Source organism: Fictibacillus iocasae (assembly GCF_042665465.1).
GTDB lineage: Bacteria > Bacillota > Bacilli > Bacillales > Fictibacillaceae > Fictibacillus > Fictibacillus iocasae.
Map to the genome: position 1 here is coordinate 16,217 of NZ_JBHTCP010000045.1, position 14,263 is coordinate 30,479.

At 45.2% G+C, this 14,263-nt stretch carries 25 protein-coding genes; all 25 read right to left on the minus strand.

The features are described from left to right. The 25 genes from map to tuf all read right to left on the minus strand — a co-directional run bounded on the left by map (nucleotide 1) and on the right by tuf (nucleotide 14,177). Nucleotides 1-747, minus strand: coding sequence for a type I methionyl aminopeptidase (gene map, locus ACFQPF_RS13240; RefSeq protein WP_379750213.1), 747 nt, complete (start codon nucleotides 745-747; stop codon nucleotides 1-3). Next, on the minus strand, nucleotides 744-1,397 hold the full coding sequence (locus ACFQPF_RS13245) for an adenylate kinase (RefSeq protein ID WP_379750214.1): 654 nt from the start codon (nucleotides 1,395-1,397) through the stop codon (nucleotides 744-746). Before ACFQPF_RS13245 ends, map begins: the two co-directional genes overlap by 4 nt. A 69-nt stretch (nucleotides 1,398-1,466) precedes the next feature. Next, nucleotides 1,467-2,768 carry a preprotein translocase subunit SecY gene (gene secY / locus ACFQPF_RS13250; protein ID WP_379750215.1) on the minus strand — a complete coding sequence of 434 codons (1,302 nt, stop codon included), beginning with the start codon at nucleotides 2,766-2,768 and terminating at the stop codon, nucleotides 1,467-1,469. Next, nucleotides 2,768-3,208 carry a 50S ribosomal protein L15 gene (rplO, locus tag ACFQPF_RS13255; protein ID WP_379750216.1) on the minus strand — a complete coding sequence of 147 codons (441 nt, stop codon included), beginning with the start codon at nucleotides 3,206-3,208 and terminating at the stop codon, nucleotides 2,768-2,770. Before rplO ends, secY begins: the two co-directional genes overlap by 1 nt. A gap of 31 nt (nucleotides 3,209-3,239) precedes the next feature. Beyond that, nucleotides 3,240-3,428, minus strand: a complete 189-nt coding sequence (gene rpmD / locus ACFQPF_RS13260; RefSeq protein ID WP_379750217.1) for a 50S ribosomal protein L30 — start codon at nucleotides 3,426-3,428, stop codon at nucleotides 3,240-3,242. A gap of 13 nt (nucleotides 3,429-3,441) precedes the next feature. Further along, the gene (gene rpsE / locus ACFQPF_RS13265) at nucleotides 3,442-3,942 is read right to left on the minus strand and encodes a 30S ribosomal protein S5 (protein ID WP_094253177.1); all 501 of its coding nucleotides are present in this window, start codon (nucleotides 3,940-3,942) and stop codon (nucleotides 3,442-3,444) included. 14 nt (nucleotides 3,943-3,956) lie between these two features. Further along, nucleotides 3,957-4,319 carry a 50S ribosomal protein L18 gene (gene rplR, locus ACFQPF_RS13270; protein WP_379750218.1) on the minus strand — a complete coding sequence of 121 codons (363 nt, stop codon included), beginning with the start codon at nucleotides 4,317-4,319 and terminating at the stop codon, nucleotides 3,957-3,959. Nucleotides 4,320-4,350: 31 nt separating this feature from the next. Next, entirely contained in the window at nucleotides 4,351-4,890 is a 540-nt protein-coding gene (gene rplF, locus ACFQPF_RS13275; RefSeq protein WP_379750219.1) for a 50S ribosomal protein L6, read from the minus strand. 28 nt (nucleotides 4,891-4,918) lie between these two features. Continuing rightward, on the minus strand, nucleotides 4,919-5,317 hold the full coding sequence (rpsH, locus tag ACFQPF_RS13280) for a 30S ribosomal protein S8 (RefSeq protein ID WP_094253180.1): 399 nt from the start codon (nucleotides 5,315-5,317) through the stop codon (nucleotides 4,919-4,921). Nucleotides 5,318-5,349: 32 nt separating this feature from the next. Next, nucleotides 5,350-5,535, minus strand: a complete 186-nt coding sequence (gene rpsN / locus ACFQPF_RS13285; protein ID WP_007203538.1) for a 30S ribosomal protein S14 — start codon at nucleotides 5,533-5,535, stop codon at nucleotides 5,350-5,352. Between the two features lie 25 nt (nucleotides 5,536-5,560). Then, a complete protein-coding gene (gene rplE / locus ACFQPF_RS13290; RefSeq protein WP_379750220.1) occupies nucleotides 5,561-6,100 on the minus strand; it encodes a 50S ribosomal protein L5 in 540 nt (179 codons plus the stop codon). 27 nt (nucleotides 6,101-6,127) lie between these two features. Then, the gene (gene rplX / locus ACFQPF_RS13295) at nucleotides 6,128-6,436 is read right to left on the minus strand and encodes a 50S ribosomal protein L24 (RefSeq protein WP_379750256.1); all 309 of its coding nucleotides are present in this window, start codon (nucleotides 6,434-6,436) and stop codon (nucleotides 6,128-6,130) included. Between the two features lie 63 nt (nucleotides 6,437-6,499). After that, entirely contained in the window at nucleotides 6,500-6,868 is a 369-nt protein-coding gene (gene rplN, locus ACFQPF_RS13300; RefSeq protein WP_094253183.1) for a 50S ribosomal protein L14, read from the minus strand. 45 nt (nucleotides 6,869-6,913) lie between these two features. Then, nucleotides 6,914-7,177 (minus strand): 30S ribosomal protein S17, encoded by a 264-nt coding sequence (gene rpsQ / locus ACFQPF_RS13305; protein ID WP_379750221.1) that lies wholly within the window; start codon nucleotides 7,175-7,177, stop codon nucleotides 6,914-6,916. Nucleotides 7,178-7,199: 22 nt separating this feature from the next. Beyond that, nucleotides 7,200-7,403 carry a 50S ribosomal protein L29 gene (gene rpmC / locus ACFQPF_RS13310; protein WP_094253185.1) on the minus strand — a complete coding sequence of 68 codons (204 nt, stop codon included), beginning with the start codon at nucleotides 7,401-7,403 and terminating at the stop codon, nucleotides 7,200-7,202. Next, nucleotides 7,393-7,827, minus strand: a complete 435-nt coding sequence (gene rplP / locus ACFQPF_RS13315; RefSeq protein ID WP_379750222.1) for a 50S ribosomal protein L16 — start codon at nucleotides 7,825-7,827, stop codon at nucleotides 7,393-7,395. Before rplP ends, rpmC begins: the two co-directional genes overlap by 11 nt. Nucleotide 7,828: 1 nt before the next feature. Further along, a complete protein-coding gene (gene rpsC / locus ACFQPF_RS13320) occupies nucleotides 7,829-8,491 on the minus strand; it encodes a 30S ribosomal protein S3 (RefSeq protein WP_379750223.1) in 663 nt (220 codons plus the stop codon). Between the two features lie 3 nt (nucleotides 8,492-8,494). After that, a complete protein-coding gene (rplV, locus tag ACFQPF_RS13325; RefSeq protein ID WP_094253188.1) occupies nucleotides 8,495-8,836 on the minus strand; it encodes a 50S ribosomal protein L22 in 342 nt (113 codons plus the stop codon). Nucleotides 8,837-8,855: 19 nt separating this feature from the next. Further along, nucleotides 8,856-9,134, minus strand: coding sequence for a 30S ribosomal protein S19 (gene rpsS / locus ACFQPF_RS13330; protein WP_379750224.1), 279 nt, complete (start codon nucleotides 9,132-9,134; stop codon nucleotides 8,856-8,858). Between the two features lie 57 nt (nucleotides 9,135-9,191). Continuing rightward, nucleotides 9,192-10,022 carry a 50S ribosomal protein L2 gene (gene rplB / locus ACFQPF_RS13335; RefSeq protein ID WP_379750225.1) on the minus strand — a complete coding sequence of 277 codons (831 nt, stop codon included), beginning with the start codon at nucleotides 10,020-10,022 and terminating at the stop codon, nucleotides 9,192-9,194. A gap of 31 nt (nucleotides 10,023-10,053) precedes the next feature. After that, nucleotides 10,054-10,341, minus strand: coding sequence for a 50S ribosomal protein L23 (gene rplW, locus ACFQPF_RS13340; RefSeq protein ID WP_379750226.1), 288 nt, complete (start codon nucleotides 10,339-10,341; stop codon nucleotides 10,054-10,056). Next, the gene (rplD, locus tag ACFQPF_RS13345) at nucleotides 10,341-10,964 is read right to left on the minus strand and encodes a 50S ribosomal protein L4 (protein WP_379750227.1); all 624 of its coding nucleotides are present in this window, start codon (nucleotides 10,962-10,964) and stop codon (nucleotides 10,341-10,343) included. The genes rplW and rplD overlap by 1 nt, the downstream gene beginning before the upstream one ends. 17 nt (nucleotides 10,965-10,981) lie before the next feature. Beyond that, the gene (rplC, locus tag ACFQPF_RS13350; RefSeq protein ID WP_379750228.1) at nucleotides 10,982-11,620 is read right to left on the minus strand and encodes a 50S ribosomal protein L3; all 639 of its coding nucleotides are present in this window, start codon (nucleotides 11,618-11,620) and stop codon (nucleotides 10,982-10,984) included. Between the two features lie 65 nt (nucleotides 11,621-11,685). Continuing rightward, the gene (gene rpsJ, locus ACFQPF_RS13355) at nucleotides 11,686-11,994 is read right to left on the minus strand and encodes a 30S ribosomal protein S10 (RefSeq protein WP_053356198.1); all 309 of its coding nucleotides are present in this window, start codon (nucleotides 11,992-11,994) and stop codon (nucleotides 11,686-11,688) included. 995 nt (nucleotides 11,995-12,989) lie between these two features. Then, nucleotides 12,990-14,177: an elongation factor Tu gene (gene tuf, locus ACFQPF_RS13360; protein ID WP_379750229.1), complete on the minus strand. Its 1,188-nt coding sequence runs from the start codon at nucleotides 14,175-14,177 to the stop codon at nucleotides 12,990-12,992. Between the last annotated feature and the right edge of the window lie 86 nt (nucleotides 14,178-14,263).

The following is a 14,263-nucleotide window of genomic DNA, read 5'->3' on the forward strand; positions in this document are numbered from 1 at the left end:
TTAGATTTTCGTCAGGATTTCATACCCTTCATCCGTAATGACAACAGTATGTTCAAAATGAGCACACCATTTGCCATCCGTTGTGACTACCGTCCAGTTATCGGATAATGTTCGAACATAGCGAGTACCCGCATTGATCATCGGCTCGATGGCAAGCACCATACCCTTTTTCAAGAGCGGTCCCCTGCCTGGCGGTCCGTAATGAGGTATCTGCGGATCCTCATGCAATTCCTGCCCGATCCCGTGACCCACGTATTCACGTACAACCGAGAAGCCTTCGCCCTCTGCGTACTTTTGAATTTCATGGGAGATATCGGTCAACCGCGCGCCTGCTTTAGCTTTTGCCAATCCTTTAAATAAGGACTCTTCTGTTACATCCAGGAGTTTTTGAGCTTCATCTGAAATCTCTCCTACTCCGTACGTCCATGCGGAATCACCGTGATATCCTTTGTACTTCGCCCCAATATCTATCGAGATAATGTCGCCATGGTTAAGCACGCGAGATCCAGGTATTCCATGTACAAGCTCTTCGTTAACGGAAGCACAGATGCTGCCGGAGAACCCATTATAGTTCTTAAACGAAGGTGTTGCACCATGGCTGCGGATGAACTTATCGGCAATCGCGTCAAGCTCGCCAGTTGTAATGCCAGGCTTTACATGTTTACTTAACTCTTGGTGTGTTAAAGCTACGATGCGACCTGCTTCCCGCATGATTTCAATCTCGCGCGGCGTTTTGCAGATGATCATTTAGCAAGACCTCCAATGAGCTGATCGATGTCTGAATAGACTTTTTCGATTTCCTGGTCACCGTCAATATTCTTGAGGTACCCTTTCTCTTCATAAAAATCAAGCAACGGCTTTGCCTGTTTCATGTTAACTTCCAGTCGTGTACGAACGGTCTCTTCGTTATCGTCTTGTCGCTGAATTAGCGTACCACCGTCTTTGTCACATACTCCTTCAACCTTTGGCGGGTTGAAAATTACATGGTATGTTGCTCCACAAATCTGGCAAACTCGACGTCCTGTCAAACGTTTCATGAGATGGTCCGAATCGACAGATATATTGACAACATAGTCAATCTGGCGCCCAAGATCAGTAAGAATTGTTTCTAATGCCTCAGCTTGCGCCACAGTCCGTGGGAAGCCATCAAGCAAGAATCCTTTTTGGCAATCGCTCTTAGCCAGACGCTCGCGTACGATTCCGATGGTCACTTCGTCAGGGACGAGGTTTCCAGCATCCATGTACGACTTCGCTTCTAGTCCAAGTGAAGTTTCCTCCTTGATAGCTGCGCGGAACATATCTCCCGTAGAAATATGCGGGATTCCATATTTATCAACAATTCTTTCTGCCTGAGTGCCTTTACCTGCACCGGGCAATCCCATCAAGACTAGATACATCTAATCCCTCCATACATGTCCCTTACTTTTGGCAGAGGCGAAGGGGAAGTTTAATTCTTCCCTTTTCCTCTATTTAATGAAGCCTTTATAGTGCCGCTTAATCAGCTGGCTCTCTATCTGCTTCATCGTATCTAATGCCACACCTACAACAATCAGCAAGCTCGTTCCACCGATCTGTACAGATGGAGGAAGGTTCAATGCTGGTATTTTTGTAAAGATTACCGGAAGGATAGCGATAACCGCGAGGAATAGAGATCCTACAAACGTTAATCGGTACAGAATTCTCGTAATATACGTTTGAGTGTTTGCCCCTGGACGGATGCCCGGGATGTAGCCACCCTGCTTTTTAAGGTTATCGGCCATTTGCTCCGGGTTAACCTGGATGAACGTATAGAAATACGAAAATCCGATAATTAAAGCTGCATATATGATCATTCCGATAGGCTGGGAATAGTCAAACGCATTGATGATCCACTTTGTCACACTGTTTTGCTCGAAAAAGCCAGCGATCGTGCGCGGAGTAATGAGCAAGGAAATCGCGAAGATAACCGGGATTACTCCTGCCGCGTTGACCTTGATCGGCAAGTGAGTGGACTGACCGCCAACAGGCTTTGTACCAACGACTCGTTTTGCATACTGAATAGGGATTTTACGAACACCTTGTTGAATAAAGATTACTGCGACAATAATTAAGACAACAGCAATTAACAGCAGAACTACAGATACGATATGCATAAACAGTTCTTCTTTAGGACCGTTAATCTGTGCTGCATAAAGCTGGGTAACTGCTGTAGGAATAGCTGCGACAATCCCCGCAAAAATGAGAACGGAAATCCCGTTTCCAATTCCTTTAAGGGTAATCTGCTCACCTAACCACATTAAGAATGCGGTACCTGCAGTTAAAACTAACGCAATGAATAGGTACGTTGTAGGGCTTGGGTCGGTTATGAGTCCCGGGAAAATGTTATTAAACCCGATAGACATCCCGATCGCCTGGATGAAACCAAGGACAATCGTTCCATAGCGTGTGAACTGGGCCAGCTTCTTGCGCCCTACCTCACCTTGCTTGCTCCATTCGGTAAACTTCGGAACTACATCCATCTGCAAAAGCTGCACGATGATGGATGCCGTGATGTACGGCATAATACCCATAGCGAAGATTGAGAAGTTCTGTAATGCTCCGCCACCAAACGTATTTAAAAATCCAAGGAAGTCAGCACTGTTGCTGTTGCTGAATTTCAGCACGTCCCGGTTTACCCCTGGTACTGGAATGAATGTTCCAAGACGGAACACAACCAGCATAGCAAGTGTAAATAGAATTTTATTTCTCAGATCACCCACACGCAAGATATTGGAGATTGTCCCTAACATTAGATCACCTCAGTATTTCCGCCAGCAGCTTCAATTGCTTCTTTAGCAGAAGCAGAGAACTTGTGCGCTTTAACTGTAAGCTTAACTCCTAATTTGCCATTTCCAAGAATCTTGATACCGTTCATTTCCTTGCTGACTACGCCAGTTTCAAGAAGAAGTTCCGGAGTTACCTCTGTACCTTCTGCGAAAGTTGCAAGTCGATCAAGGTTTACGATCGCGTACTCTTTACGAGTTGGATTCGTGAATCCGCGCTTAGGCAAACGACGTGCTAATGGGTTCTGTCCGCCTTCAAATCCAGGACGAACTCCACCGCCAGAACGTGAGTTTTGCCCTTTGTGACCGCGTCCGCTAGTTTTTCCGTTTCCAGAACCGATACCGCGTCCTACACGGTTGCGTGTTTTACGGGATCCTTCTGATGGTTTTAACTCATGAAGTTTCATCTGAGCACCTCCTCATGGTTTATTTCGATTTTTATGCGTCGATTTCGTTAACTGTTAAAAGGTGAGACACCTTGTTTACCATACCGCGGATAGCCGCGTTGTCAGCGTGTACCACTGTCTGATGCATCTTGCGAAGACCTAGAGTCTTAACAACGATGCGCTGGTTCTCAGGACGGCCGATAACACTGCGAGTGAGGGTGATTTCTAATTTCTTAGCCATCTATATTCCCTCCTTAACCTAAAAGCTCTTGTACTGATTTACCGCGAAGTTTCGCAACATCCTCAGCACGCTTTAAATTTTTCAAACCTTCGATTGTTGCACGAACCATGTTGATCGGGTTGTTCGATCCAAGTGACTTGGAAAGGATGTCACCCACACCAGCAAGTTCAAGCACCGCACGGACAGGTCCGCCGGCAATAACTCCAGTACCTTCAGAAGCTGGCTTCAGAAGTACGTTTCCAGCGCCAAATCGTCCAACGATTTGGTGAGGGATTGTTGTACGAACGATAGGTACAGAAATCAAGTTTTTCTTAGCATCTTCAATCGCTTTACGGATTGCGTCCGGTACTTCTTGAGCTTTACCAGTACCGAAGCCCACGTGACCGTTTTTGTCACCTACGACAACCACTGCAGCAAAGCGGAAACGACGTCCACCTTTTACGACCTTAGCTACACGGTTGACCGTAACGACGCGTTCTTCAAGTTCAAGTTTGTTAGAGTCGATACGCATCAGGTTCCCTCCTTCTATTAAAATTCTAGACCAGCTTCGCGAGCCGCGTCTGCCAATGCTTTAATGCGTCCGTGGTAGAGGTATCCTCCACGGTCAAATACTACTGCAGTATAACCTTTTTCCTTTGCACGCTCAGCAACTGCTTTCCCGATTGCTTTCGCTGCGTCAACGTTACCGCCGTTTCCTGCTTCAATTCCTTTGTCAAGAGTTGATGCAGATACAAGTGTTACTCCAGCTTGATCATCGATCAATTGTGCATAGATGTGTTTTGTAGAACGGAATACGTTCAAACGGGGACGTTGTGCTGTACCGATAACAGTACGGCGAACACGAGCATGTCTTTTCTTACGAGCGACATTCTTATCAGCTTTCGTGATCATCCTTTGCACTCCTTTCCGCTAACTAACGGCTTTATTTACCTGTTTTACCTTCTTTGCGTCGTACGAATTCACCTTCGTAACGAATTCCTTTACCTTTGTAAGGCTCTGGAGAACGTACAGAACGGATGTTAGCTGCTACTTCTCCAACACGCTGCTTGTCAATTCCTTTTACGATAACTTTCGTATTCGCAGGAACGTCGATTTCGATTCCTGGTTCAGGAGTGATTTCTACAGGGTGAGAGTATCCAACGTTAAGCACAAGCTTGTTTCCAGCTTTAGATGCACGGTAACCGACACCGATGATCTCAAGTGCTCTTTCGTATCCGTTTGTTACACCGATTACCATGTTGTTAAGCACGCTGCGCGTAGTTCCGTGAAGAGCTTTGTGGTCTTTGCGGTCGCTCGGGCGTTCCACAGTGATCACGTTTTCTTCAACCTTAACTTTGATATCAGCATTGAACTGGCGGGACAGTTCACCTTTAGGTCCTTTAACTGTAACTGTGTTGTCAGCAGCTACATTGATTGTAACCCCAGTTGGGACTTCAATCACTTTGTTGCCTATACGAGACATATTGGCACCTCCATTCGCTGTCTATTTATTACCAAACGTACGCTAGAACTTCGCCGCCCATTTGAGCTTTGCGAGCTTCTTTGTCCGTCATGATTCCTTTTGATGTAGAAACGATTGCGATTCCAAGTCCTCCAAGAACTCGTGGAAGCTCATCGGACTTCGCATATACACGCAAGCCAGGCTTGCTGATACGCTTAAGACCAGAAATTACGCGCTCGTTGCTTGAACCGTACTTAAGGAAGATACGGATCATACCTTGTTTGTTGTCTTCAACGTACTCGATGTCGCGAACGAAACCTTCACGCTTAAGGATCTCAGCGATCTCTTTCTTGATGTTTGAAGCTGGAAGCTCCAACTTATCATGGCGAACAGTGTTAGCGTTGCGGATACGAGTAAGCATGTCTGCAATTGGATCTGTCATAACCATTACTAGTTACCTCCTTCCCTTTTCTCAGGGTATTACCAGCTGGCTTTTTTAACGCCAGGAATTTGTCCTTTATAAGCAAGTTCTCTAAAGCAGATACGGCATAGCTTAAACTTGCGGATTACTGAATGAGGGCGCCCGCATCGTTCACAGCGCGTGTACTCTTGCACTTTGAACTTCTGCTGACGTTGCTGCTTAGCAATCATTGACTTCTTTGCCACGGGTAAACCTCCTTTGGCTGAAAGGTTATTTTTGGAATGGCATTCCAACTTGTGTTAGAAGCTCACGAGCTTCCTCGTCAGTGTTCGCTGTCGTTACAATAACGATGTCCATTCCGCGAACTTTGTTTACTTTATCATAATCGATCTCTGGGAAGATCAATTGCTCTTTCACACCAAGCGTGTAGTTTCCGCGTCCGTCGAAAGACTTCTTAGAAATACCGCGGAAGTCACGTACACGTGGAAGGGATACAGCGATTAGCTTATCAAGAAACTCGAACATACGCTCACCGCGTAGAGTTACTTTTGTTCCAATCGGCATACCTTCACGAAGCTTGAAGCCTGCGATAGATTTCTTAGCACGAGTGATAACCGGCTTTTGACCAGCGATCGCTGTAAGCTCTTCAACAGCCGTGTCCAATACTTTTGAGTTGGAAACAGCTTCACCAACACCCATGTTGATGACGATCTTTTCGATCTTTGGTACCTGCATAACTGATTTGTAGCTGAACTTCTCCATTAGAGAAGGAACGATGTCTTTTTTATAACGCTCTTGTAGACGGTTCATTTGGTGGCCCTCCTTTCAATGCGAGACTTATTTATCTAGAACTTCACCAGATTTGGCTACACGAACTTTTTTCCCGTCAACTTCTTTGTATCCTACACGGGTAGGAACACCAGTTTTAGGGTCAAGAGGCATCACGTTAGAAACGTGAATAGGTGCTTCCATAGTAACAATTCCGCCTTGCGGATTCGCCTGGGAAGGCTTAGAGTGTTTCTTCACCACGTTTACGCCTTCAACAAGCACTCGGTTTTCTTTCGGGAAAGCGGCAAGGATTGTTCCTTGCTTGCCTTTGTCCTTACCAGAAATGACCTGAACTTTATCGCCTTTCTTAACATGCAATGGCATGAGCGTACTGCACCTCCTTACAAGACATTTTAAGCGCCTTGCTTGCTTTTGAATGAATTAAAGAACTTCTGGAGCAAGTGATACGATCTTCATGAACTGCTTGTCACGAAGCTCACGAGCAACAGGTCCGAAAATACGAGTTCCACGAGGACCTTTGTCATCTTTTACGATAACTGCAGCGTTCTCGTCGAAACGGATGAATGATCCGTCTTTACGGCGCATTCCACGCTTCGTACGTACAACAACCGCTTTGACAACATCACCTTTTTTAACAACGCCCCCTGGTGTAGCGGACTTAACAGAACATACGATAATGTCACCAACATTAGCGTACTTGCGTCCAGAACCACCTAGAACTTTAATGCATAGAAGTTCTTTAGCACCAGAGTTGTCAGCGCCTTTTAAACGAGTTTCTTGTTGAATCATGCGAATTGGCCTCCCTTCGGATATAGTTGTAATCCGAACATGTATTTAGATGATTACTGCTTCTTCAATGACTTCAGTCAAACGGAAACGCTTATCCTTAGATAGCGGACGAGTTTCCATGATGCGTACTACATCACCGATTTTTGCAGTGTTGTTTTCATCATGCGCTTTTAACTTTTTAGAGTATTTAACGCGCTTGCTGTACAATGGATGTTTCTTGTAAGTTTCTACAAGAACCGTGATCGTTTTGTCCATCTTGTCAGATACGACACGACCAACATATACCTTGCGCTGGTTACGTTCACTCATTGTGCGAACCTCCTCTCAAGAATTAACCGTTAGTAATCCCTAGCTCTCTTTCACGTAAAACCGTTTTTGCACGGGCAATTGCTTTACGAACTTCACGAATGCGGGCTGGGTTTTCTAGTTGACCTGTAGCTAGCTGGAAACGTAGGTTGAAAAGCTCTTCCTTTAGGGATTTTGCTTTTTGTTCTACTTCAGCAGTGGTCAGGTTACGAATGTCATTAGCCTTCATTTGTGTCACCACCCACTTCTTGGCGTTTCACAAACTTACATTTTACAGGAAGCTTGTGTGATGCCAGACGCAATGCTTCACGAGCGATCTCTTCAGATACTCCCGAGATTTCGAACATTACTTTACCTGGCTTTACTACTGCTACCCATCCTTCAGGAGCACCTTTACCGGAACCCATTCGAACTTCTAGAGGCTTCGCAGTGTATGGCTTAGATGGGAAAATTTTAATCCAAACTTTACCGCCACGCTTCATATAACGAGTCATCGCAATACGAGCTGCTTCGATCTGACGGTTTGTGATCCACGAAGCTTCAAGAGCTTGCAAACCAAACTCTCCGAAATGAACTTCAGTTCCGCCTTTTGCGTTCCCACGCATTTTACCGCGGTGTTCACGACGATATTTAACACGTTTTGGCAATAACATATTATTTGCCTCCTTCCGCTTTTTTCGTTCCTTTTGTTGGAAGGACTTCACCACGGTAGATCCAGATTTTCACACCGATCTTACCGAAAGTTGTGTCAGCTTCAGCAGTACCGTAGTCGATGTCTGCACGAAGTGTGTGAAGAGGAACAGTTCCTTCACTGTAGTGTTCAGAACGAGCGATGTCAGCTCCGCCTAAACGACCAGATACTTCAGTTTTGATACCTTTTGCGCCCATACGCATAGCACGCTGGATAGCTTGCTTCATCGCACGACGGAAAGATACGCGGTTTTCTAATTGACGAGCGATGTTTTCTGCTACTAGCTTCGCATCAACATCAGCTTGCTTGATTTCGAAAATGTTAACGTGTACTCGCTTGCCGCCAGTAAGGTCGTTAAGAGCTTTACGAAGTGCTTCCACTTCTGTTCCGCCTTTACCGATTACCATACCAGGCTTAGCAGTCTTGATTGTAACATTTACACGGTTTGCCGCACGTTCGATTTCGATACCAGATACGGCTGCGTCTTTAAGACGCTTTTCAATATATGAACGGATCTTGATGTCTTCGTGCAAAAGTGCTGCGTAATCCTTTTCTGCGTACCACTTGGATTCCCAGTCACGGATAATGCCAATACGAAGACCTATTGGATTTACTTTTTGACCCACGTCTTAACCCTCCTTCTTTTCAGAAACAACGATCGTGATGTGGCTCGTACGCTTGTTGATGCGGCTGGCACGTCCCATAGCACGTGGACGGAATCGCTTCAATGTGATCCCTTCATCAACGAACGCCTTGGCGATCACTAAGTTGTTTGGTTCCATTTCATAGTTGTGTTCCGCGTTTGCAATAGCAGACTTTAGCACCTTTTCGATGACAGGAGAAGCCGCTTTTGGCGTTAAACGTAGAATTGCAAGTGCTTCACCGACTTTTTTACCTCTGATCAAGTCGATTACGATTCGTGCTTTACGAGGAGCGATGCGCACTTGTTTCGCGATTGCTTTAGCTTCCATTATGTGTACCTCCCCTCAATTAACGTCTAGTTTTCTTATCATCAGCTGCGTGACCTTTGTAAGTACGAGTTGGAGCGAATTCTCCCAACTTATGTCCTACCATGTCCTCAGTCACGTAAACCGGTACGTGCTTGCGACCATCATAAACAGCGATTGTGTGTCCGATGAATTCAGGGAAGATTGTAGAACGGCGAGACCAAGTCTTAAGAACTTTCTTGTCATCCGCAGCGTTCATCGTCTCAACTTTCTTCATCAAGTGATCATCTACAAATGGTCCTTTTTTCAAACTGCGACCCATATGGGAACCTCCCTTCGTGCTTGCACTACGGTTCGAGTGAACCGTAGGACAATCACGTTATTTTTTACGACGACGCACGATGTACTTGTCGTTTTGATTGTTTTTCTTACGAGTCTTGTAACCAAGAGTCGGCTTGCCCCATGGTGACATTGGTGATTTGCGTCCGATTGGAGCGCGGCCTTCACCACCACCGTGCGGGTGATCGTTAGGGTTCATTACAGAACCACGAACTGTAGGACGGATGCCCTTCCAGCGAGAACGACCAGCTTTACCTACTTTAACTAGTTCGTGCTCAAGGTTTCCAACTTGACCAAGTGTAGCACGGCAAGTAAGAAGGATCATGCGAACTTCACCAGATCCAAGACGAACAAGAGCGTATCTCTCTTCTTTTCCAAGAAGCTGAGCTTCTGCACCAGCAGAACGAGCCAATTGTCCACCTTTTCCAGGCTTCAATTCGATGTTGTGGATTGTAGAACCTACAGGAATGTTAGCAAGCGGAAGTGCGTTACCTACTTTAATATCCGCTTCTGGACCAGACATGATCTCTTGACCAACCTGAAGTCCTTTAGGAGCTAGGATATAACGCTTTTCTCCATCCAAGTAGTTGATTAGTGCGATGTTAGCAGTACGGTTCGGATCGTACTCGATTGTAGCAACGCGGCCTGGTATTCCATCCTTGTTACGTTTGAAATCGATGATACGATACTTACGCTTGTGTCCACCACCTTGGTGACGAACAGTTAGTTTACCTTGGTTGTTACGTCCAGCTTTTTTGCTAAGCGGAGCAAGCAAGGATTTTTCCGGACGGTCCGTTGTGATTTCAGCGAAGTCAAGCTGAGTCATGTTACGGCGACCGTTTGTTGTCGGTTTAAACTTTTTGATACCCATCGTAATTTCCCTCCTTTACGTGTTGTTCGTATTAAACTCCTTCAAAGAAGTCTAGTTCTTTGCTCTCCGGAGTTAGTGTAACAACTGCTTTCTTGCGTTTTGAAGTGTAGCCAGTGTGGCGTCCAACACGCTTGAACTTACCTTTGTAAGTCGCAGTGTTTACTGATTTTACTTTCACACCGAAAATTTCTTCAAGCGCGCTTTTGATTTGAGTCTTTGTCGCGCGAGTGTCAACTTCGAAAGTGAATTTCTTATCAGCCATGATTTCAGTAGAAGCCTCAGTAATAACGGGGCGCTTAATTACATCACGAGCATCCATTATGCGAGCACCTCCTCTACTTTTTGAACAGCGTCTCTAGTCATCACTAGCTTGTCGTGCTTTAACACGTCAAGAACGCTAACACCGTCAGCAGTAACAACCGTTACACCTGGCAGGTTGCGAGCAGAAATGGCTACAAAGTCATTGTAGTCGCCTGTTACAACTAGTGCTTTGCGATCTGCTGAAATATTTGCTAGTACAGCTTTCATGTCCTTCGTCTTAGGAGCATCAAATGCAAGTCCTTCAAGAACGATTAGGTCATTGTCGATCACCTTGGAAGATAGCGCTGATTTAATAGCTAAGCGGCGAACCTTCTTAGGTAGTTTGTACGAATAGCTGCGCGGAGTAGGTCCGAAAACAACTCCACCGCCAACCCATTGTGGAGAACGGATAGATCCTTGACGAGCACGTCCAGTACCTTTCTGTTTCCAAGGCTTGCGTCCACCACCAGCAACTTCGGAACGATTTTTAACATCGTGGTTTCCTTGGCGCTGTGATGCTTGCTGCATGATAACAGCGTCGAAAAGCACGCTTTTGTTAGGCTCAATACCGAAAACGGATTCGTTAAGCTCGATATCGCCAGCTTGTGTGCCATCTTGTTTAAAAACTGCTACTTTTGGCATCAGATTGTCCTCCTTTCTTATTTAGCATCCTTTGCTTTAACAGCAGAGTTAATAGTTACGTAAGATTTCTTCGCTCCAGGAACGTTACCTTTGATAAGGATTACGTTGCGTTCTGCGTCAACTCTTACTACTTCAAGGTTCTGAACCGTTACAACGTCTCCGCCAGTACGTCCAGGAAGAGCTTTTCCTTTGAATACGCGGTTCGGGTCAACTGCACCCATTGAACCAGGACGACGGTGGTAACGGGAACCGTGGCTCATAGGTCCGCGGGATTGTCCGTGGCGCTTGATTACACCTTGGAATCCTTTACCTTTCGAAGTTCCAGTCACGTCTACAACGTCACCTTCTGCAAAAATATCAACCTTGACTTCCTGACCAACTTCGTATGCCGCAACATCAACGTTACGGAATTCTTTAACGTAGCGCTTAGGGCTTGTGCTTGCTTTTGCAGCATGACCAGCTTCCGGCTTGTTAGAGCGAGCTGCTTTCTTGTCGTCGAATCCTAATTGGATCGCTTCGTATCCGTCATTCTCAACAGATTTCTTCTGAAGCACCACGTTAGGAGCGATTTCAACAACAGTTACAGGGATCATGTCTCCGTTTTCTGCGAAAACTTGAGTCATACCGATTTTCTTTCCTAAGATTCCTTTGGCCATTTGTCACACCTCCTGTGAGTTTAAATGTTTTTTATATGGTTCTTATATGGTTCGTTCACGAAAAATTAAAGCTTGATTTCGATGTCTACGCCAGACGGCAGATCCAAACGCATTAATGAATCAACTGTTTGTGGAGTAGGCTCGATGATGTCGATAAGACGCTTGTGTGTGCGCATTTCGAACTGCTCACGAGAGTCCTTGTACTTGTGCACCGCACGTAGGATCGTGTAGATCGCTTTTTCAGTAGGTAGAGGAATCGGTCCTGACACCTTTGCTCCTGAACGCTTAGCAGTTTCAACGATTTTCTCAGCTGATTGATCAAGAATTCTGTGATCATACGCCTTTAAACGGATACGAATCTTTTGCTTTGCCATTATTTTCCCTCCTTTATTCGCCTATTTTTGTAAACAGACATTGCTCACCGGAAATTTAAACCTGATATCACCCGCCATGGCAAAGGGGCCGGGTGTGTCAGCAACCTTCCGAGTCATCGCAGTGAATGACCAACATTACTCATTATAGAGAAAAACAATGGGCAATGCAAGTGTTTATGAAAGTTTTTTTTGATCGATGCGTTTCTTTACAAATGAAAGCTGAAAACGTTGATAATTAAGGGGTCTATTAGCTTTTTTGACGAGTTTCTTCTATATAATACCGCGGTAAGTGTGAGGCCTATATGTTTACTAGCCAGAACATCGCATGAAATAGCCCTATTGTGCATTTGCAGCATCCCTCGATCAGTGAATTCATGAGTGATAGCTCATTTATTTGCAGATTTGAGAAGCTTATTTGCAGGTTTGAGGAGTTTATTTGCGAATCTGAAAATTTATTTGCATATGGTCATTTTTTCGTTTGATAGCCAACAAATTATACGCTGAAGAGCCTATTTATTTGCATAATCCTACGATTGTTTGCAAAGCTCTGCTCTTGGATGATATGAGTGGGTATTTGCTTTAGAGGTTGTTGGGGGTGCTTCGGTGAGGATCTGGTTCTTGGGCCTTGTTGTGCGAACATTTTCTTCGTTGTCTTCAAACAACTGGGGTCCGGTACCGAGATGAGTTTGGCTCTTGGACCTTATTTGGCAAACATCTTCCCCCGTCTTCAAACATCTGGGGTCCGGTACCGAGATTATGACCTTCGGTATAATCAAAACCCGTTATCGGTACCGGACCCCACTGCGGGACGCAGGGATGCAAAAGATGGTTTGGTTTTTTGGCTTTGTTTGTGCGAACATGCATAGTTGCTAACGAAGCTAATGATGGTTTTGGTCCTCAGGCTTAGTTTGGCGAATATGTACCTTTGGAGTGGTTATGACCATGAAAAAAAGCATCCTCAAATGAGGATGCTTTTTTATAAAGAGAAGTTAAGACTACTCTTGGATTGTTGCTACAACGCCAGCGCCTACTGTACGTCCACCTTCACGAATAGAGAACTTAGTTCCTTCTTCGATTGCGATTGGAGCGATTAGTTCAACAGTCATTTCGATGTTGTCGCCAGGCATAACCATTTCTACGCCTTCAGGAAGGTTACAAATACCAGTTACGTCAGTTGTACGGAAGTAGAACTGTGGACGGTAGTTTGTGAAGAATGGAGTGTGACGGCCACCCTCTTCTTTTGAAAGAACGTATACTTCAGCTTTGAACTTAGTGTGAGCTTTTACAGTTCCTGGCTTAACAAGAACTTGTCCACGCTCAACGTCGTCACGGGATACACCACGAAGAAGTGCACCGATGTTGTCTCCAGCTTCAGCGTAGTCAAGAAGCTTACGGAACATTTCTACACCTGTTACAGTTGTAGATTTAGGCTCTTCAGTAAGACCAAGGATCTCGATTACGTCACCAACTTTAACTACTCCACGCTCAACGCGTCCAGTAGCAACTGTTCCACGTCCAGTGATTGAGAATACGTCCTCAACTGGCATCATGAAAGGCTTGTCAGTTTCACGAGGAGGAGTTGGGATGTACTCATCTACAGCGTTCATTAGCTCGTAGATTTTTTCTTCCCAAGCAGCGTCTCCTTCAAGAGCTTTAAGAGCAGAACCTTTGATTACTGGAATGTCGTCTCCAGGGAAGTCGTACTCAGAAAGAAGGTCACGAATTTCCATTTCAACTAGTTCAAGAAGCTCTTCGTCGTCAACCATGTCACACTTGTTCATGAATACAACAAGGTAAGGTACACCTACTTGACGAGAAAGAAGGATGTGCTCACGTGTTTGTGGCATTGGGCCGTCAGCAGCAGATACTACTAGGATCCCTCCGTCCATTTGTGCAGCACCAGTGATCATGTTTTTAACATAGTCAGCGTGGCCTGGGCAGTCAACGTGTGCGTAGTGACGAGTGTCAGTTTCGTACTCAACGTGTGCAGTTGAGATTGTGATTCCGCGCTCGCGCTCTTCTGGAGCACCGTCGATTTGGTCGTAAGCACGTGCTTGTGCTTTACCAGTCTTTGCAAGAACAGTTGTGATTGCAGCTGTTAGAGTTGTTTTACCGTGGTCAACGTGACCGATTGTACCGATATTAGCATGCGTTTTGGAACGATCGAATTTCTCTTTACCCATGAGAATGATTCCTCCTTAAAATATGTGTAATTCATAGTTTTTTATATAAAACAGGCAAGAGGGTTTCTTGCCTATTTTAGATTACA